Source organism: Mycobacterium kyogaense (assembly GCF_036946525.1).
Taxonomy (GTDB): domain Bacteria; phylum Actinomycetota; class Actinomycetes; order Mycobacteriales; family Mycobacteriaceae; genus Mycobacterium; species Mycobacterium kyogaense_A.
Window position 1 is genome coordinate 44839 of sequence record NZ_JAQIIY010000009.1, and the last position, 15381, is coordinate 60219.

The window sequence follows — 15381 nt, forward strand, 5'->3', positions numbered from 1 at the left end:
CACCGCCGAGCAGAGATACTCCGGGGTGATGCGGCTGGACGGCAAACGCGCGCTGATCACCGGTGCCACCAAGGGCATCGGCGCCGACATCGCCCGTGCGTTCGCGGCCGCGGGCGCCCACCTGGTGCTGAGCGGACGCGACGAGGCCGAACTGGCACAGGCGCGGCAGGCCCTCGGTGACGAGTACGGCGTCGAAGTCCGCACCGCGGTGACCGACCTGTCCGTCCCGGAGGGTCCAACGGCGTTGAGCCGCACCGCTTCCGAAGCCTTCGGCGGTCTCGACATCCTGGTCAACAACGCCGGCATCTCGCTGCCCGAATCGGTGGTGGCCACCACCGCGGAGAACTTCGACGCCACGCTCGCGGTGAATCTTCGGGCCCCTGCACTCCTGGCAGCCCAGGTCGGCGCGCTCATGGTGGAGCAGGGCACCGGTGGCGCCATCGTCACCGTCGCCTCCGCGGCGGCGCTGGCCCCGCTGCCGGAGCACTACGCCTACTGCGCCTCCAAGGCCGGCCTGGTGATGGCGACCAAGGTCCTCGCCCGCGAGTTGGGTCCGCACGGCATCCGCGCGAATTCGGTGTGCCCCACCGTGGTGCTGACCGAGATGGGCCAACGGGTGTGGGGTGAGGAAGCCAAGGCGGCGCCGATGATCGCCCGAATTCCGCTGGGCCGCTTCGCCGTTCCCCACGAAGTGTCCGACGCGGTGGTGTGGCTGTGCTCCGATGCCGCGAGCATGATCAACGGCGTCGACCTTCCCGTCGACGGCGGCTACACGATGGGCTGAGCCGGCTCAGTCGGAGTCCGACGCCGCCAGCCGGTGCACCTGTTCCCGGGTGGCGGGATACAGCTGCGCCCACGTGGCGAACAGCTCCTCGTAGCGGGCTCGGTTGCGCGGGTCGGGCGTGATCTCGCGGTCGATCGTGGCCCAATCCGTCTCGGGCGGAACCAACCCCACCCCGATACCGGCCAGCAGCGCGTCACCGTAGCTGGCTCCGATGGCCTGCTCGGGAACCAGCTGCGAGCGACCGGTGACATCGCTGACCGCCTGCGCCCACACCGGGCTCTTCAGGCCGCCGCCGACCGCGACGGTGCGACTCGCCTCGTGGGCGTCGTCGAACCGGTCCAGGATCTGCCGGATGCCGAAGGCGATGCCCTCGTAGGCCGCCCGGAAAAGGTGCCCGCGTCCGTGCCGCAGTGTGAGCCCTGCGAGCACACCGCGGGCCTTCGCATCGAACACCGGGGTGCGCTCACCCGCCAGGTACGGCAGCATCAGCAGGCCCTCGCTGCCCGCGGGCACGGCCAGCGCCTCAGCGGTCAGCTCCTCGAAAGAAGGCTTGCCCGTAAGCGATTGCAGCCAGTTGATCATCGTGCCGGCGGTCGACGTCCCGGCAGCGAGCGACAGCGTGCGGGGCTCCACCCCCGCAGTGGTCCACAATGTGGGATCGCTGTGGTACTCGTCGATCACCTGAACGAGGAACATCGTCGAGCCGTACATCAGCATCTGATCCCCGGGACGCCGCACACCGACCGAGAACGCCTCCGAGTATGCGTCGACAGTGCCCGCGGCGACCGGAACGCCTGCCGGCAGCCCGGTCTCGCGGGCGGCCGCGGCGCTGACGTGTCCGACGACATCGCTGGGCCACACCAGAGACGGCAGCGGCAACGGTCCGCAGATGCGCTCGGCCCACTCCCGGTTCCACTCGAAATCGCGGGTGGCGTAGAGCGGGTCGCACTGGCTTGCGGTGTGGTGGTCCATCACGTATTCGCCGGTGAGCTTCGCTGCGATGAAGGAGTTGGAGCCGTACCAGCCCGCGGCGGCGTCGAACACATGCGGCTCGTGGTTGCGTACCCATTCGATCTTGGGCCCGACCGCTTGACTGGACAGCAGCGTGCCTGCCCTCTCGAGGATCCTGTCCTCGCCCAATTCCGCTGTCAATGATTCGATTTCGGCGTGCGCACGGGTATCGATGCCGTAGAGGATCGCCGGACGTAGCGGGCGCAGATCGGCGTCGCAGAGCACCAGGCAGGGGCCCACACCGCTGACACACACGCCCGCCAGGGAAGCGCTGGCCGGTTGGTGGGCCATGAGCGCCTTGCTGATCGCGCACACCTCACGCCACCACACCGCCTCGGCGTCGAACTCGGCCCACCCCGGCCGCGGAAGATCCATCCCGTGCGTGATGGTCTCCGTGGCGAGCACGATGCCCGAGCTGTCGACGAGAACTCCCTTGGTGCTTCCGGTTCCCATGTCGATGCCGAGCAGCGTGTCCACGAACCAACCCTACGTGCAGGAGCACAATCGCAGGCGTGGACTTCCGTCGACTCCAGCTCCTGCTCGCACTGTCGCGGCTCGGTTCGATGCGAGCGGTGGCCGACGAGTACCACCTCACCACCTCGACCGTGTCGGCGCAGATTGCCGCCCTGACCCGCGAAACGGGAGCGCAACTGATCGAGCCGCAGGGCCGACGAGTGCGGCTCACCCCGGCGGGACGGCGCCTGGCCGATCACGCGGTGACCATCCTCGCCGCGGTGGATCGCGCACGACTGGACCTGGACGCAGGCGCCGACCCGGCCGGCACGGTCCGCGTCGGCGGGTTCGCCACCGGAATCCGGGTGTCGCTACTGCCGATCGCCGCGGCATTTCGGGAACGCCTGCCCCAGGTGGACTTCATCATCAGCGAGTACGAACCGGTGGAGGCGTTTCGGCTGCTCACGGCCGATGACCTGGACCTGGCGCTCACCTACGACTACAACCTGGCGCCGGCCTCGCCGGGGGCGCTGCTGGAAACAGTGCCGCTCTGGTCGATCCGCTGGGGCCTGGGGGTGCCGAGTGGCACCGCGCGCACCATGACCACTCTTCGGGACTACGCCGAGCACACGTGGATCGTGAACTCCCGCAACACCGCCGACGAGGACGCGGTGCGCACACTGGCATCGCTGTCCGGCTTCACCCCGCGGATCGCCCATCAGATCGACAGCCTGGATCTGGTGGAAGAGCTCATCACCGCGGGCTATGGGGTGGGACTCTTACCGATCGAGCGCCCCACCGCGGACGGGGTGACGGTGTTGCCCCTCACCGGACCCGACGTCGTCCTCACCGCCTACGCCGTCACCAGGATCGGGCGCGCCGACTGGCCGCCGCTGCGGGCGGTGCTGGACGCCGTGCGACCGCCGGCGGGTGAACCGCTGCCGCGCCCGATGTGGCCGCGACCCGAGGCCGCACATCCCGCCTGAGGGTCAGCGGAAGGTCAGCCGCTCGGCCATGCGGTAGCGGTCGAGCACCTCCGGAGTGGGATCCGCCTCGTGGACGGTGGTGTCAACCAGCGACCACTGCGGCGGATTCTCTCCGCCCGCCAGCGCCCAGGCCGCCTGCCGCGCCGCGCCGAGCGCGACGTACTCGGCCGGCGCCGGGACATGGACAGGTGCCCCGAGAACGGCGGGCGCCACCGCTCTGACCGCCGCGGAGCGTGCCCCACCGCCGATCAAGATGATGCGGTCGACCGCGACGCCGTGTGCGCGGATCTTGTCGATGCAGTAAGCCATGGATGCCAGCAGGCCCTCGACGGAGGCTCGAGCGATGTTGGCGGAGTTCAGGTTTCGCGTGGTGATGCCGTGCAGTGCGCCGGCGGCGTCGGGCAGATTGGGTGAGCGTTCCCCGTCCAGATAGGGCACCAGTGTCAAGCCGTCGGCGCCCACGGCGGCGCTGAGGGCGAGCCTGTCGAACTCGTCGAAGTCGACGCCGAGCATGCGCGCCACCGCGGCGAGCACAGGTGCCCCGTTGAGGGTGCAGACCAGGGGCAGCTGACGTCCTGTCGCATCGGCGAACCCCGCGACGATACCTTCGGGGTCACAGGGTGCCGTCGCACCGACGGCGCTGACCACCCCCGAGGTGCCCAGAGACACCACACAGTCCCCCGGACCGGCGCCCAGACCGAGAGCCGCCGCCGCGTTGTCCCCCGCGCCGGCCCCCAGGAGCGCGCCGTGTGCGGTCTGCAGCGCCGAACCGGCGGGGTCGACGACGGTCGGCAGTGCCGGGCGTCGCCCCCGCATCGCCAACTCGAGCAGATCCACGTCATAGCAATTCGTCGCTGCCGAGAAGTATCCGGTCCCGCTGGCGTCGCTGCGATCCGTGGTCAGATCGCCGATGTCGGTGGAGCCGGACAGCCGCCACGTCAGCCAGTCGTGTGGCAGGCAGACCGCAGCGGTGGCATCGGCGTGCTCGGGTTCGTGGTCGGCCAGCCACCGCAGCTTCGTGGCCGTGATGGCGGCGACGGGCACGACACCCGTGCGCTGTGCCCACTTCTGCGGGCCACCGAGTTCGTCGACCAGATCGTCCGCCGAACCGGCGGAACGGGTGTCGTTCCACAGCAACGCATCGCGGACCACGGTCCCCGAGTCGTCGAGGCAGACCATGCCGTGCTGCTGCGCGCCGACGGAGATAGCAGCGACGTCGTCGACACCGCCCAGTTCGTCGATCGTCGCCTTCAGCGCGTCCCACCAGTGCGCCGGCGCCACCTCGGTGCCGCCCGGGTGAGCACTGGCCGCCGACCGAACGGTGCGGCCGGTTTCGGCACTACAGATCAGCACTTTGCACGACTGGGTGGACGAGTCGATTCCCGCGACGAGTGGCACGCCTGCGAAGCTACCCCGGTAGGTCACCCGGTCGGGTTTGGTCGCCGAATCGCGTGGGAACATGTCCGGCATGTTGATCCGTCGCGTCGCGCGCCCAATGCTGTCCGCCGTGTTCATCTCCCGCGGGGTCGAGGCCCTGCGGAGTCCCAAACCCGCAGCCCAGTCCACCCAGAACACTCTCGACGGGCTCAGCAAGCTCCCCGATCCGGTCAGCACCAACCTGCCGTCGGATGCCGAGACGGTGGCCCGGATCAACGCCGCCGTCCAGATCGGCGGCGGTCTGCTGCTGGCGACGGGGAAGCTCCCGCGGTTCGCCTCGGCGGCGCTGGCGCTGACCGTGGTGCCGGGATCCCTGGGCGGACACAACTTCTGGAACGAGACCGATCCGCAGCGCAAGGCCGACGAGCGGCGCGCATTCGTCACCGACATCAGCCTCATCGGCGGGCTCATCATCGCCGCGGTCGACACCGAAGGACGGCCGTCGCTCGGCTGGCGGGGTCGTCGCGCGGCGCGCAAGGCCGCCGAGGCGGTGAGCGCCGCGCTTCCGGTCGGCGCGGCCGCGGGTGGTTCTCTGGCCGACAGCGAGTTCGCCGACAAGCTGGGCCACGGTCTGCAGGTGGGCGCTGAGCGCGGTCGCGAGCTGGCCCACATCGCCCGAGAGCGCGGTGGCGAGTTCGCCGAGGTGGCTCGCGAACGTGGCGGTGAGCTTGCCGAGGTGGCTCGCGAACGTGGCGGTGAACTGGCCGAGGTCGCGCGGGAACGCGGCGGCGAGTGGGCGGTGCTGGCACGCAAGCGCGGCGAGGATTTCGCCGACGCGGCACGTGACCGTGCACCCGAGCTGGCCGACGCCGCGCGCGAGCGAGCACTGCGCTCGGCCGATGTCGCGCGCGAGCGGGCTGCAGAACTGGCCGACACCGCCGGTTCCGAGGTCAAGAAGCGCCGCAAGCAGCTGCGCTGACCCCAGCGCCGAGGAGCAGCCCCCGCGAAGCCCTTTCGCGGGAGCTTGCTGCTGGGTACGGTGAGCTCGCAGCCCAGCCGCCGCCACGAGGAGCTCCCTGATGACCAGCGACTATCCCCCGCAGTCCGGCCAATACGGCTACCCCGGGTCGTACCCGCCGCCCGGCGGCGGCGCCCAGCCCGGCGGTGTCGGCGTGCGCTTCGCCGCCCGGTTCATCGATGGTCTGATCGTCGGCATCGTCGGCAGCATCATCGTGTTCGCGATCGGTGCGACATCGAACGTCTGGATCACCGGCCTGTTCACCGGCGCGCTGAGCTTCGCGTACTACGTGGCGTTCGAGGTGACGCAGGGCTGGACCCCGGGCAAGAAGCTGCTGGGCCTGAGCGTGCACGGTCCCGGCGGTGCGCCCAAACCCACTGCCGCACAATCGGCGATCCGCAACTCGTGGACGTTGCTGCCGATCATCCCGTTCATCGGCGGTCTGCTCGGTGTGGTGGCGATCGTCGTCATTGCCGTGACGATCAACAGCAGCCCCACCAAGCAGGGCAAGCACGACGAGCTCGCCGGCGGAACCCAGGTGCTGAAGGCCCCCTGACAGCTGGACTCAGATGACGAGTCCGAGCAGCAGCACCAGGATCAGACCGGTCACCGACAGCACGGTCTCCATCACCGACCAGCTCTTGATGGTCTGTCCGACGCTCATCCCGAAGAACTCCTTGATCAGCCAGAAGCCGGCGTCGTTGACGTGGGAGAAGAACAGCGACCCGGCGCCGATGGCGAGCACCACCAGCGACACCTCGCCGGTGCTCAAGCCCTCGACCAGACCCAGCATCAACGACGACGCGGTGATCGTGGCGACCGTGGCAGAGCCCGTGGCGAGACGGATCAGCACCGCAAGCGTCCAGGCCAGCAGGATCACCGAGACATTGGCACCCTTGGCCCAGTCGGCCAACAGCGTGCCGATGCCGGTGTCGACGAGTAGCTGTTTGAATCCGCCACCCGCGGCGACGATGAGGATGATGCCCGCGACGGGCGGCAGCGACGATTCGACGCACTTCACGATCTGGTCGCGCGTCATCGCGGCGCCGCGGCCGAGCGTGAAGATCCCGACGATCACGGCGATCAGCAGCGCCATGAGCGGCCGGCCCAGGATGTCGAAAGTCTGTCGCAGCACGTTGTTCTCGTCGTCGATGAAGATGTCGACCAGTGCCTTGCCCATCATCAACGCGACCGGCAACAGCACCGAGAAGATCGTGATGCCGAAGCTCGGTCGGGTGCGCTGAGCGACCGTCTGCAGGCCACCGGCGGCTCCACCGGATTCCGCGATGCCGGTGCCGCCGTTTCCATCGCCGCCGCCACGGACGTCGTCAGCGTTGAAGCGGTCCGGGATGTCGATGACGACCCAGCGACCGGCCAGCTTGCCGAACAGCGGACCCGCGACGATGACGGTGGGAATCGCCACGGCCACACCCAGGGCGAGCGTGACGCCGAGGTCGGCTCCGAGCAGGTCGATCGCGGTGAGCGGTCCGGGATGCGGCGGGACGAGCCCGTGCATCGCGGAAAGCCCTGCCAGAGCGGGGATTCCGATGGTGATCAACGACAGACCCGAGCGCTTGGCTACGAGATAGATGACGGGCATCAGCAGCACGACGCCGATCTCGAAGAACATCGGGAGACCGATGATCGCGCCGACGACGGCCATCGCCCACGGCAGCGCGCGTGGTGAGGCGCGGCCCACGATCGTGTCGACGATCTCGTCGGCGCCGCCCGAATCGGCGAGCAGCTTGGCGAACATCGCGCCGAGCGCGATCAGGATGCCGACGCCGGCCGCCGTGGTGCCGAATCCGTCGGAGAACGACTCGAGGACGTCGCCGGTGTTCATGCCGGCGACGATCCCGACGGTCAGCGCGCCGAAGATCAAGGACAGGAACGGGTGGAGCTTCGCCACGGTGATGAGCACGACGATCAGTGCGATACCGGCCAACGCCGCCAGCACCAGCTGCCAGCCCGATGCCACCGGTTCCGGTAGCTCGGTGTCCGCCGCGAGGACGGTCAGTACCGCCGATGACGTGGGTGACGAGATCATCACTTCTCCTGTTCGATCGTCGAAGCTGTTGTCGTGCAATATGTGTCGATGATCGCGTCGATACTCTGGTCGACGTCGATGGTGGTGCCCGGCTCGTCGGCGTCCAGCGGCTCGAGGGTCGCGAACTGCGAGGCCAACAGTGATGCGGGCATGAAGTGCCCGGGCCGGCTCGCCTGCCGCCTGGCGATGACGTCCGGCGTGCCGCTCAGGTGCAGGAACAGCACACCCGGGCAGTGCCGGCGCAACTGGTCCCGGTAGCTGCGCTTGAGCGCGGAGCAGCTCATCACCCCGCCGTCCTCGCAGCGTTGCGCCAGCCAGTCGCCGATCGCTTCGAGCCAGGGATACCGATCGTCGTCATCGAGGGGATGGCCGGCCGTCATCTTGGCGATGTTGGCGGCGGGATGAAAGTCGTCCGCGTCGGCGAACGGCACTCTCAGCCGCTGCGCCAGTGCGGCACCCACGGTCGATTTGCCCGACCCCGACACGCCCATGACCACCACGGGTGACGCCACCTGATCCTCCTGCCCCGGCCGACTACCGCGCCCGGCTACCCTGCTGTGCTTGCCGTCACACACCATGCCTTAATAGGCATACGATTGCAAGTAGATGCCGATATCTATCTGATTATTCGAAGCGACTGAAGCGTATGACAGGATGATTGCGTGACCGAGACGCCATCCGCAGCCCTCCATGGCAGCGTGCTGAGCGCGCTCGGTACAGCCATCGTGTCCGGCACCCACGCCGCCGGAGACGTCCTGAACCTGGACGGCGTCTGTGTCAGCTACCAGGTGTCGCGCAGCGTCGCCCGGGAGGCCATCCGGGTCCTCGAATCCATGGGCATGGTGGCCTCCCGACGCCGCGTCGGCATCACGATCCAGCCGGCCGCCTCGTGGAACGTCTTCGACCCCCGACTGATTCGGTGGCGCCTGGACTCCGACGACCGCGCCCGGCAACTCGCCTCACTGTCCGAACTGCGGCGCGGATTCGAACCCGCAGCCGCCGCACTGGCCGCGCAGCGCGCAGATCCGCACCAGTGCCGCATCATGGCCGCCGCCGTCTCCGACATGGTGATGCACGGACGATCCGGGGATCTCGAGTCGTATCTGTTGGCCGACAAGGTCTTTCATCGAACGCTCCTGGAGGCCAGCGGCAACGAGATGTTTCGCGCCCTCTACGACGTGGTCGCCGAGGTACTGGCAGGCCGCACTCATCACGGCATGATGCCTGACACGCCCAACCCGGCGGCGATCGCGTTGCACGACGAGGTGGCCCGTGCGGTCCGACTGGGCGAGGCAGATGCCGCGGAGAACGCGATGCGGGCGATCATCGACGAGGCGGCGTCGGCGGTTGCCGCCGACGACTGACATCAGCGCCGCGGCGCGTAGGTGTAATCGATCTTGGTGCCGTCCACGGCGGTCACCGTGAGCGTCAGCTCCGCCCGCTCCGCACCCGAGACCACCGTGCAGTCGACGGTGTCACCGACCCGGCCCTCCAAGCCGCCACCGCACACCGCGGAGTCCGGTCTCCTGTTCACCCTGCCGGTGAGCTCGTCGAGCAGCGACGACTCCAATTCCTCCTTGGTGAGCAGAGGCAGCAGGTCGAAGGTCATCGTCAACCCCGTGACGCCGGTGACCGTCGCCGTGCGACGCACCGGAGCACCGCCTGCCGAGACATCGCACTGCGCGACCGCACCGGCACGGCCGGGCAGTCCCGAGAGGCACGCCACCGTGTCGGGCGTGCTCGACACCAGCCGCGCCACAGCACGTTCGAGTTGAGGTTGCGAGAGCGCCGGGATCATCTCGTACTCGATCGAGGCGCCGTCGATGTCGGTGACGGTGACAATCGGTTCGAAACTGTTCGTCGGACTCAGCACGACGTCGCATCGCGCGGACTGCCCTACTTCGCCGACCAGTGGGTCCTTGCAGACCACCGACTCCGGCGTCTGCCCTGCCTTCGCCAGTCGCGCAGCGATGTCGGCCTGCAAATCGTCGGGCGCCACGGCGGGGACGGCGTCGGAACTGACCGGCGAGCTGCAGGCCGGCAGAACGTAGCAGCCGAGAACCAGCCCGGCGAACACTCCGATCAGCTTGGCCATCTGTTTGCCTGTCACCCCCGACCCACGGGGACGTTAGCAGACCTGCGCCTGCGGGGTGATTGACTGCGAGGGTGCAGAACCGCTCTCGCCCGATCACGCTGGCACGCCGATTCTTCGACCGGATCGAACCCGTCCACGCCGTCACCTACTTCGCGCCGGAAGCCCGCGCAGCTCTCGACGGACTCGGCTACCGCGGCTTCTGGATGGGCTACTTCGCCGCCCGGTCCGCACCGCTGGGCATCGTCCCGTCCGACGTGGTCACCGCGGCGTTCTACAACTTCACCGCCGATCGGGTCGCCACAGCACTGCCCGCCGCGTGGGATGTGGCTCCACCGGCAGCGGCCCTGCGCGCCCGTGAGGACGGTGCGGTGGCGGCGCTGCGCCGCTGCGGTGTCACCGACGCCGATGCGCACGCCGCGTCCGAGCTGGCCGCTCGTGCGGCAGCAGGTGCCGGCGTCGACGGTCGCGTGCTGTATGCGGCCAACCGGTCGCTGTCGTGGCCGAGTGACCCGCTGCCACGCCTGTGGCACGCAGCCACCCTTCTGCGGGAGCATCGCGGCGACGGTCACGTCGCCGTGCTCACCGCCGAAGGTCTGTGTGGCCGCGAATGCAACGTGCTGCACGCCGCCGCCGGCCGGGTGCCCGAGCAGATGATCAAGCGCAGCCGCGACTACGACGACACGCAGTGGGCAGAACACAGTGATGCGTTGCGCCAGCGCGGACTGCTCGACTCCGCCGGCGCCATCACCGACGAGGGCCGCGCGTTGAAACAGCACATCGAGGACAGGACCGATGCGCTCGCCCTGCCCGCTCTCGACGCGCTCGGCGACGACGAGGTCGAGACGCTGTTCGGTGCCCTGACCCCGATCACCCGCGCCGTGATCGCGGCCGGCGACGTGCCTGCGGGCACGCCCATGGGGCTGCGCCGCGACGACCTCGACGACGGGAGCGCCCATCTCGGGTGAGTGCTCAGCGCGGGCCGTACATGATGAGCGCCACGCCGAGCAGAGCGATCAAGGCACCGGCCACGTCCCACCGATCCGGGCGGAAGCCGTCCAGCGCCATCCCCCACAGCAGTGAGCCGGCGATGAACACGCCACCGTAGGCGGCGAGCACCCTGCCGAAATGGGCGTCGGGCTGGAACGCGGCGACGAATCCGTAAGCGCCTAGGGCGATCACCCCGGCACCCATCCACAGCCAGCCGCGGTGCTCGCGAACTCCTTGCCACACCAGCCACGCCCCACCGATCTCGAGGACCGCAGCGAGGACGAACAGTGCGGCGGATTTGGCGATCACGCTGCGCTAGTGGTGCGCGCTGGTGCTCGACGTGTGACACGCCTGCGGCGGCGTGTCGATGACGTCGAGCGCGGGGTTGCGGTCGAAGAAGCCGAAGGGCTTGAGCCAGAACGAGACGACGTCGGCGGGCATCACCGGCCAGTCTTCGGGCCGGGTGATGTGGTGGATACCGAACACGTACCAGAGCACCACGTCGGTGTTCTCGATCGGACGGTCAGCCGCCGTCCACTGCGTGAGCCCCGTGTCGCGGACCGATTGGTTGACGAATTCGCCTGCGGGCCAACGCTCGTCGGGTCGGTTCGGGGTGACCCAGAGGGTGTGGGCGATCACCCCGGCGCGCTGCAGTACCGGCGAGGCGGGGTCGAACATCGGCGGAATGGCCCCGCTGGGCACCAGCTTGTAGGCCGGGTGGGCACCGATCCCGGTGACCACGTTGGGGTTCACCACCTTCCACGCGCGCTGCGTGCCGAAGTCGACGTCCTGGCGGGCCTCTTTCTCGGTGCGCAACGGGACGTTGCGCGTCACCACCGACAAGCCGTAGGGATTGTCGGGACCGATCGGTTCTGCCGCGGACTCGCTCATCACGACCGTGTTGTCCGTGCCGTCGACGTCCATGTCGAGGCGCGCCACCAGGAAGTGTTGGTGGAAGGGCGCATACGTGCGTTCGTCGACGATCGTGCCGTTGGGACTGGGCGCACCGGGGGGCAGCGGCGTGGTCACCATGATGCCGGTCGCGCGGACCTCGCATTCGATGTTGCCGTCCTGGTAGAGACGCCAGTAGACGAGGTACTCGTAGTTGGCGACGGTCACGTGGAACGAGAGCGTCAGCCGCCGCATCCGGCGCACCTCGGCGCCGATGTCGTGGTCGACGTGCTTCCACAGCACGGCGTTGTCCTCTTCGTGCAGGCAGATCGCATTGGTGATGCGGTAGGGCTCACCGGCGCTGTCGTGCAGCACGGCATCGAGGTAGCGAATCTCCCCCAGACAGTCACAGCCGAGCTCCAACGACGTCGTCATGAAGCCCAGGCCCCACTCCCCGATGTCGAAAGCCGTGCGCCGGTAGTGATCCGGCGACGGATCGCGATAGGGCACCACCATCTCGGCGAACGACATCCGGTGGGCGACCGACCGGTCACGGTCCCCGTCCCGGTATCGGATCGTGTGCAGCGTCATGCCCTCCCGGTGGTTGAAACCCACACGGAGCGACCAGTTCTGCCACGTCACCAGATTGCCGTCGACGGAGAACGACGGCCCCTCGGGCTGGGTGATGTGCAGCGGCTTCAACGGTTCCCGGCGGGTGCGGCCGAGGATCCGGTCCGGGATGTGCCGAGGGACGTACTCCCCCATCACCTCCGGGGGCGTCGCGCCGCCGGAGGGCGAGAACGGCCCGACGTCCTCGATGCGCAACAACTCCATCGCGTTGAGGTCGATCACGCAGTGCAGACCGCTGAGCAGCCGCGCATACGGGTTGGCGCCGGGCGCGCCCTTGACCCAGCTGTCCGACCAGCCGATGCGCCGGTCGCGGTACTCCGGCGGGGCCACCGCGTCACCGTAGGTCCAGGTGTCGAAGAACACGAGGTCGATGTCGGTGACGCCACGGCCTCGCAAAGCAGCGATGACGTCGGGGTGGCTGCGCAGGAGTCGGTCGCACTCGGCGAATTCGTCGACGGTGAAGTTGGCCTGCACGCCGGGGATGTGCTCGAACGACTCGACACGGTCGTCGGTCAGCGAGACCACGCTCTTGTAGGTGGCGTTCACGCTGCGGTCGAAGCACACCACCGACGCGCGGCGAACGGGTCGCCGCCCGTCGGCGTCGAAGTCGGCGAGCTCGGCCTTGGACGGTTCGATCAGCTCGATCGAGGCGAACCGCCACCCCCTGTGGTCCCCCGACGGGGCCGCCTGCACGCCGTGTTCGCGCTGCAATAACGCCGCGATCGTGCGGAATTCGGCCTCGTCGAGCGGGTCGAGCGGGTGGTCGGCAGGTGTCGGGAGCGCATCAGGCACCCGTTCACGCAACCACACCGCGCAGCGGTCAGCACGCTATTGGGCGAACTCGAACGTCTTCCACACCTCGCGCCGCTCCGAGTGCGGATCGTGCTCGACCCGGCGCCGCCTGTCGAGCACCATCACCGCGCGCTCGTCGTGGTCGTACTGCGGCCAGTCACCGCCCGGTATCCCGCCTGAAGCGAAGCCCAGCCACCGCTTCTGGATGTCGTCGCTGACCTTTCCTGCCACACGTGCGTCGAGGCCGGCGGCCAGCAGCTTGCCGTACCGGGACCGATAGACGTCGAAGACCGCGAGCAACTCCATCGCGTGCGTGGCGCCCAGCCCCGACAGGTGCAGGGCACGCGTCGCATAGTCGTAGCGGTACACGTACGTCGGCGCGTGTCGGCTGTGCGCCTCGGCGATCTGCCACATCGCAGAGGCGAAGATGAAATCACCGCCAAGCCGCACGCAGGCCTGCGGTTTCGGGTAGCCCGGATAGGCGGCCAGAATCCGTTCGCGCACACCGGGTTCGGCCTGTGAGAACAGGCGCTCGATGGCCGTCTCCGTTGTCGGCAACAGCTTCAGGAAACGGTGTGAACAGTTTGCCTTCGTCGGCGTTGGTTCCCACGATCAGCGGGACGCGGTGCGCCGTCCCGTCGGCCATCGCCTCGGCCGGATTGGCAGGCAGGTACTCGGTGTCATACGTGGGCCCGATTGCGAAGGCGCCCAGCATCTCTCGCTGTCCCTCGATGATCAGCGCTTCCAACGCCGTCACCAGATCCGCTGGCCGAGTGCGCATCAGCACCTCCGCGGCATCGGACTCCGTGGCTCCCAAGAGCCTGGCGAACCGCCCGGCGTACTGCTCGGCTACCTCGGCTCCGCGGGTCATGCCGCTGCTGGGGCTCTGCGCGATCGCCCGGGCGAACAGCCCGCCGGCGTCGGGGGTGGCGAGCAGCGTCGCCACCGCATGGGCGCCCGCGCTCTCGCCGAAGATCGTCACGTTGTCCGGATCGCCACCGAACGCCGCGGCGTTCTCCTTCACCCACCGCAACGCCATCACCAGATCACGCAGGAAGAGGTTGTCGTCGATCGGATGCTCAGGCGTGGACAGCGAGGACAACTCCAGGCAACCCAGCGCACCAAGCCGGTAGTTCACCGACACGTACACGCACCCACGCCGCGCCAGCGAGGCACCGTCGTAGATCGGAGTCGCCGAACTCCCGAGCAGATACCCGCCGCCGTGGATGAACACCATCACCGGGAGCGGCCCGCTGTCGGACCCGGCGTGCGGCTCGGCAGGAGCCACCACGTTGAGCGTCAGACAGTCCTCGCTCATCGGTTGGTACTTGCCCGGCCGCAGGAGCGTGTACATGCGCTGCTGCGGTGCACATGGCCCGAATCCGTGACAGTGCCGCACCCCTGACCACGGTTGGACCGGGACGGGCGCGCGGAAGCGCAGCGGACCCACGGGGGGCTTGGCGTACGGGATCGACCGCCAACGGTGAACGCCGTCGCGGGTGAACCCCTCGACGACCCCGGATGCGGTTCTGACCCGCACGGTGTGCTCGTGCATCCTTCCGACGGTAGCGGCTGCGGGCCCGGCCTGCCGCGCCGACCGTGCCGTGTCGGGCGGCTAGCCTGGCGGAATGCGCATGGCCGGAGTGCTCACGGTGGCGATCCTGGTCGCTGGTTGCGCGCAATCGACCGACGGCCAGCCGGCGTCGGAATCGCAGAACGCGGCCCGGCCCTCGGCCACCACCAGCACCGCTGCCGCGCCGTCGACCACACCAGCCGCGGCCGCGCCGGCCGATGGCGCCGCGATCGACCAGGTCATCGCGTTCATCGAGGCGGGAGTACCTGCCGACGCCGCCACCTTCCACGTCGCGCTCCGCGACGGAGTCACGACCCGTCTCGGTGACGACGTCGCCTTCACCGCACCATCGGGGGCACCGTCGGGCACCACCCAGTGCATGACCACATCGGACGGCCTGACCTGTCTGCTGGACCTGAGTGACCCGCCGCCTCCGCCGCCGGACGCCGAGGGAGTGTGGAAGCCGGGGTGGGTGGACTTCCCGGGTGTCGAGGTACGCGTCGGAGCGCTGCGCGGGGACCCGGGGCCGTTCGTCGCCGGGTCGGGGCCGGAATTGCCCAGCGGCCATGCCCTGAGCTTCGGTGACACCCGCTGCCGCAGCGACGATGCCGGGCTGTACTGCGTGAACTATGCCCACCGCTCGGCGGTGCGGATCAGCGCCGACGGCGTCCTCCCGTTCGGCTGCCTCCAGCCGGTGACCCCACCGGCCGGAGTCGGAACGGCGTTCCGCTGCTGAT

Annotated in this window: 14 protein-coding genes and 1 pseudogene; 7 read left to right on the forward strand and 8 right to left on the reverse strand. The window is 69.0% G+C overall.

Annotated elements, in window-relative coordinates:
• Nucleotides 1-28 precede the first annotated feature (28 nt).
• A complete protein-coding gene (locus tag PGN37_RS07380) occupies nt 29-784 on the forward strand; it encodes an SDR family NAD(P)-dependent oxidoreductase (protein ID WP_335330560.1) in 756 nt (251 codons plus the stop codon).
• Between the two features lie 6 nt (nt 785-790).
• Here PGN37_RS07380 and PGN37_RS07385 read toward each other — a convergent pair whose 3' ends face one another.
• Nucleotides 791-2272: an FGGY-family carbohydrate kinase gene (locus PGN37_RS07385; RefSeq protein WP_335330381.1), complete on the reverse strand. Its 1482-nt coding sequence runs from the start codon at nt 2270-2272 to the stop codon at nt 791-793.
• Between the two features lie 35 nt (nt 2273-2307).
• Between PGN37_RS07385 and PGN37_RS07390 the strand changes: the two genes are divergently transcribed.
• Nucleotides 2308-3234, forward strand: a complete 927-nt coding sequence (locus tag PGN37_RS07390; protein WP_335330382.1) for a LysR family transcriptional regulator — start codon at nt 2308-2310, stop codon at nt 3232-3234.
• Between the two features lie 3 nt (nt 3235-3237).
• On the opposite strand, the gene xylB is transcribed toward PGN37_RS07390, so the two are convergent.
• Nucleotides 3238-4632 carry a xylulokinase gene (gene xylB, locus PGN37_RS07395; RefSeq protein ID WP_335330561.1) on the reverse strand — a complete coding sequence of 465 codons (1395 nt, stop codon included), beginning with the start codon at nt 4630-4632 and terminating at the stop codon, nt 3238-3240.
• Between the two features lie 70 nt (nt 4633-4702).
• Here xylB and PGN37_RS07400 point away from each other — a divergent pair, with 70 nt between their 5' ends.
• The gene (locus PGN37_RS07400; RefSeq protein WP_335330562.1) at nt 4703-5590 is read left to right on the forward strand and encodes a DoxX family protein; all 888 of its coding nucleotides are present in this window, start codon (nt 4703-4705) and stop codon (nt 5588-5590) included.
• Between the two features lie 100 nt (nt 5591-5690).
• Nucleotides 5691-6185 carry an RDD family protein gene (locus PGN37_RS07405; protein ID WP_335330383.1) on the forward strand — a complete coding sequence of 165 codons (495 nt, stop codon included), beginning with the start codon at nt 5691-5693 and terminating at the stop codon, nt 6183-6185.
• Between the two features lie 9 nt (nt 6186-6194).
• Here the strand turns inward: PGN37_RS07405 and PGN37_RS07410 are convergent, their stop codons facing one another.
• Both PGN37_RS07410 and PGN37_RS07415 read right to left on the reverse strand, forming a co-directional pair.
• Entirely contained in the window at nt 6195-7676 is a 1482-nt protein-coding gene (locus PGN37_RS07410; RefSeq protein WP_335330384.1) for a GntP family permease, read from the reverse strand.
• Entirely contained in the window at nt 7676-8188 is a 513-nt protein-coding gene (locus tag PGN37_RS07415) for a gluconokinase (RefSeq protein ID WP_335330385.1), read from the reverse strand. Before PGN37_RS07415 ends, PGN37_RS07410 begins: the two co-directional genes overlap by 1 nt.
• Before the next feature lie 150 nt (nt 8189-8338).
• Between PGN37_RS07415 and PGN37_RS07420 the strand changes: the two genes are divergently transcribed.
• A complete protein-coding gene (locus tag PGN37_RS07420; protein WP_335330386.1) occupies nt 8339-9040 on the forward strand; it encodes a FadR/GntR family transcriptional regulator in 702 nt (233 codons plus the stop codon).
• Between the two features lie 2 nt (nt 9041-9042).
• On the opposite strand, the gene PGN37_RS07425 is transcribed toward PGN37_RS07420, so the two are convergent.
• On the reverse strand, nt 9043-9786 hold the full coding sequence (locus PGN37_RS07425) for a DUF4333 domain-containing protein (RefSeq protein WP_335330387.1): 744 nt from the start codon (nt 9784-9786) through the stop codon (nt 9043-9045).
• Between the two features lie 56 nt (nt 9787-9842).
• On the opposite strand from PGN37_RS07425, the gene PGN37_RS07430 reads away from it, so the two are divergent.
• Complete coding sequence (locus tag PGN37_RS07430; RefSeq protein ID WP_335330388.1) at nt 9843-10736, forward strand: SCO6745 family protein; 894 nt, start codon at nt 9843-9845, stop codon at nt 10734-10736.
• A 4-nt stretch (nt 10737-10740) separates the two neighbouring features.
• On the opposite strand, the gene PGN37_RS07435 is transcribed toward PGN37_RS07430, so the two are convergent.
• From PGN37_RS07435 to PGN37_RS07445, 3 genes and pseudogenes are all read right to left on the reverse strand, one after another.
• On the reverse strand, nt 10741-11067 hold the full coding sequence (locus PGN37_RS07435) for a YnfA family protein (protein WP_335330389.1): 327 nt from the start codon (nt 11065-11067) through the stop codon (nt 10741-10743).
• A gap of 6 nt (nt 11068-11073) precedes the next feature.
• The gene (locus tag PGN37_RS07440; RefSeq protein ID WP_442932877.1) at nt 11074-13089 is read right to left on the reverse strand and encodes a primary-amine oxidase; all 2016 of its coding nucleotides are present in this window, start codon (nt 13087-13089) and stop codon (nt 11074-11076) included.
• Nucleotides 13090-13107: 18 nt separating this feature from the next.
• A pseudogene (locus tag PGN37_RS07445) lies at nt 13108-14626 on the reverse strand (carboxylesterase/lipase family protein).
• 73 nt (nt 14627-14699) lie between these two features.
• On the opposite strand from PGN37_RS07445, the gene PGN37_RS07450 reads away from it, so the two are divergent.
• Nucleotides 14700-15380: a hypothetical protein gene (locus PGN37_RS07450; protein WP_335330391.1), complete on the forward strand. Its 681-nt coding sequence runs from the start codon at nt 14700-14702 to the stop codon at nt 15378-15380.
• Nucleotide 15381: the final 1 nt, after the last annotated feature.

Bases quoted from the DNA above. Each gene is read 5' to 3' on its own strand.
- PGN37_RS07380 (WP_335330560.1), top strand. From the start codon at position 29: ATGCGGCTGGACGGCAAACGCGCGCTGATCACCGGTGCCACCAAGGGC.
- PGN37_RS07400 (WP_335330562.1), top strand. From the start codon at position 4,703: ATGTTGATCCGTCGCGTCGCGCGCCCAATGCTGTCCGCCGTGTTCATC.
- PGN37_RS07405 (WP_335330383.1), top strand. From the start codon at position 5,691: ATGACCAGCGACTATCCCCCGCAGTCCGGCCAATACGGCTACCCCGGG.
- PGN37_RS07410 (WP_335330384.1), bottom strand. From the start codon at position 7,676: ATGATCTCGTCACCCACGTCATCGGCGGTACTGACCGTCCTCGCGGCG.
- PGN37_RS07450 (WP_335330391.1), top strand. From the start codon at position 14,700: ATGCGCATGGCCGGAGTGCTCACGGTGGCGATCCTGGTCGCTGGTTGC.